The organism is Shigella sp. FC1544 (genome assembly GCF_001722145.1).
GTDB classification, from domain to species: Bacteria; Pseudomonadota; Gammaproteobacteria; order Enterobacterales; family Enterobacteriaceae; genus Escherichia; species Escherichia coli.
This window is the reverse complement of the sequence record NZ_MECT01000195.1, coordinates 1-3,054: the sequence shown is the minus strand read 5'-3', so window position 1 is coordinate 3,054 and position 3,054 is coordinate 1. Positions and strand designations below refer to the sequence as shown.

Below are 3,054 nucleotides of genomic sequence, written 5' to 3'. Positions count from 1 at the left end.
AGTTGCCATGTTTTACGGCAGTGAGAGCAGAGATAGCGCTGATGTCCGGCAGTGCTTTTGCCGTTACGCACCACCCCGTCAGTAGCTGAACAGGAGGGACAGCTGATAGAAACAGAAGCCACTGGAGCACCTCAAAAACACCATCATACACTAAATCAGTAAGTTGGCAGCATCACCTGGTTCATCTTCCGGCGTCATCACTGGGTTGAAATTACGCCGATATAAATCGAGTTCCGTCACCTGTATTTTCCGCTCCATTGCCCGCTGATGGATCGCATCAGCAATATGTGCGGTCAATGAATCATGACGAGGATGGGCCCATACCAAATAAATACGTTCAGACTGCATAATTTTACCTCCACGTTAAGTTCTGGAGCGCACTTTACGCAGGCGGCATAATCCTGTAAACGTGATGATTCAGGATGAGTTAATGAAGGATTTTCACTAATGCGGATGAATATGTCTGACTTTGCCACTTTCTTTGCCGTGGCCCGTAATCAAAGCTTTCGTGCAGCGGGCGATGAGTTAGGCTTATCCTCGTCCGCCATTAGCCATAGTATTAAAACACTGGAACAACGTCTTAAAATTCGCTTATTCAATCGGACAACCCGAAGCGTATCGTTAACGGAAGCGGGTTCTAATCTCTATGAACGATTGCGCCCAGCTTTCGACGAAATTCAGATCATGTTAGATGAGATGAATGATTTTCGTCTGACACCGACAGGAACGCTCAAAATCAATGCCGCCCGGGTAGCTGCACGTATATTTTTAATGCCTTTACTGGTTGGTTTCACACGTGAATATCCTGATATTAAAGTCGAGCTCACAACTGACGACTCTCTTGTCGATATCGTCCAACAGGGCTTTGACGCTGGCGTTCGACTTAGTGGCATCGTCGAAAAAGATATGATCAGCGTGGCGATCGGCCCGCCAGTGAAATTATGTGTAGCAGCAACGCCAGAGTACTTTGCAAGATATGGCAAACCCCGCCATCCTCATGATCTGCTTAATCATCAATGTGTTGTTTTTCGTTATCCCAGCGGCAAACCTTTCCACTGGCAATTTGCAAAGGAGCTGGAAATTGCTGTCGCAGGAAATATCATTCTGGATGATGTTGATGCTGAACTGGAGGCCGTTTTGATGGGTGCTGGTATCGGGTATCTGCTCTATGAACAGATCAAGGAGTACCTTGATACTGGTCGTTTAGAATGTGTACTGGGAGACTGGAGCACAGAGCGTCCAGGCTTCCAGATCTATTATCCAAACCGCCAGTATATGTCCTGCGGCTTGCGCGCATTTCTCGATTATGTAAAAACGGGTCAGATCTGCCAGAGTCAGCGTCACCGACCACAATAATTATTTACCATTCGCTTTACGCGCCAGCAGCGGGAAAATCAGTCCTAATCCTACCAGCACAAACGGCGTTGCAACATTCAGCGCCAACTGGAAGGTCCACTCTGCAGTGAAGGCTTCCATTTTCGGGAAGATCCCCGTCAAACAGGCAAAGGCGGTAAAGGCAAAACACCAAATCCCGACGGTCATTGCCAGAGGCTTATTACGAATAAAGACATATTCTGGTTTATATTTCTGCGCCAGGCGAACGACTGCAATAAATGCAACAAATACCCATAAATAACGCAGCGGCATCACTACCGAGTTAAGATTCAACAGCCATTTATAGAGATTGTTCATATCACCGATGCCGAGAGTCGGCAGCATAATCAGAATTGCCACCAGCACCAGGGTCAGAAAATAGCCATTAACGGGCGTACCAGAAGCGTTGGTACGACATAAACTGGCTGGAATATATTTGCTGTCAGCATCACCTAATAGCACTTTAAGCGGGGCATCAATCGAGAATACCAGCGCAGCTACTTGTCCCAGGGTATTCGCAATGGCGTAAATCACCATTAAAGTATTACCCATGTTGTAATACTCGCCCAGCTTCTGAAAGGCGTAATATTGACCGTTAGTCATTAAGTCATCCGGGATATTACGCGAGTCAAACATCATCCCCATCGCCAGTGAGCCCAGAATGGCACAAACCGCAACCATCACCGCCAGGCATAACATCCCTTTTGGAAATTCTTTTCCTGGGTTGCGCGTTTGATTAACGTAAGGAGAAATCTTCTCTGCTCCGCCAACCGCGAAAACCAGCATTGAAATAGTGGTAATGTAGGTAAAGTCGATATGAGGAATGAACGTTTCCCAGGTAATGTTTGTGGTCGCAATATGCACTTCAGTAATCGCAGGCGCGGTTACCGCCATCGCCACATACAGGAGCGACATAACAAACATCGCAATCCCTGCCACAGAACCGACGATTTTCAGCGATTTCATACCGCGTGAAGCAACCCACATAAAGAAGATAAACAGCACCAGCGTTAACCCCTGTAACGCTACGACTGAATATTCTTTGATTAGCGAACCGTCGCCTTTCATCGCCCAACCGAGCGCAATCAGAATTGCCTGGGGTTTTTGTGCCAGATAGGGAATATGCACCACCCAGTAGGTCCACGCGGCGAGATAAGCCAGTCCGGGCCCCATCGTGTGTTTAATCCAGGTACTGACCCCGCCCTTCCCATCTTTGAAGGTCGAGCCTAACTGACCAACAATTAGCGCATAAGGTGTGAAATAGAGCGCAAAGATAAACACCCATGAAAAAACAACCACCAGCCCCTGGTAGACTGGCCCCCTGAATCTCCAGACAACCAGTATCACTTAAATAAGTGATAGTCTTAATACTAGTTTTTAGACTAGTCATTGGAGTACAGATGATTGATGTCTTAGGGCCGGAGAAACGCAGACGGCGTACCACACAGGAAAAGATCGCAATTGTTCAGCAGAGCTTTGAACCGGGGATGACGGTCTCCCTCGTTGCCCGGCAACATGGTGTAGCAGCCAGCCAGTTATTTCTCTGGCGTAAGCAATACCAGGAAGGAAGTCTTACTGCTGTGGCCGCCGGAGAACAGGTTGTTCCTGCCTCTGAACTTGCTGCCGCCATGAAGCAGATTAAAGAACTCCAGCGCCTGCTCGGCAAGAAAACGATGGAAA

General features: G+C 47.8%; 4 protein-coding genes and 1 pseudogene. 2 read left to right on the top strand and 3 right to left on the bottom strand.

The genetic code is table 11. From position 1 onward, the window contains the following. Positions 1–122, bottom strand: a 122-nt coding sequence (locus BGK49_RS26625) for an IS1 family transposase (RefSeq protein ID WP_001422013.1), incomplete at its 3' end; no start/stop codon positions are given. A gap of 55 nt (positions 123–177) precedes the next feature. Then, positions 178–348: pseudogene (locus tag BGK49_RS11435) on the bottom strand (NAD(P)H-dependent oxidoreductase); the annotation flags it as partial. A gap of 99 nt (positions 349–447) precedes the next feature. Here BGK49_RS11435 and BGK49_RS11430 point away from each other — a divergent pair. After that, positions 448–1,356, top strand: coding sequence for a LysR family transcriptional regulator (locus BGK49_RS11430; RefSeq protein ID WP_001242678.1), 909 nt, complete (start codon positions 448–450; stop codon positions 1,354–1,356). Here BGK49_RS11430 and BGK49_RS11425 read toward each other — a convergent pair whose 3' ends face one another. Next, a complete protein-coding gene (locus tag BGK49_RS11425; RefSeq protein WP_000604848.1) occupies positions 1,357–2,721 on the bottom strand; it encodes an APC family permease in 1,365 nt (454 codons plus the stop codon). Between the two features lie 53 nt (positions 2,722–2,774). On the opposite strand from BGK49_RS11425, the gene BGK49_RS11420 reads away from it, so the two are divergent. Beyond that, positions 2,775–3,054 (top strand): transposase (locus BGK49_RS11420; protein WP_000567733.1); only part of this gene is annotated, 280 nt, incomplete at its 3' end.

Bases quoted from the DNA above. Each gene is read 5' to 3' on its own strand.
- BGK49_RS11430 (WP_001242678.1), top strand. From the start codon at position 448: ATGCGGATGAATATGTCTGACTTTGCCACTTTCTTTGCCGTGGCCCGT.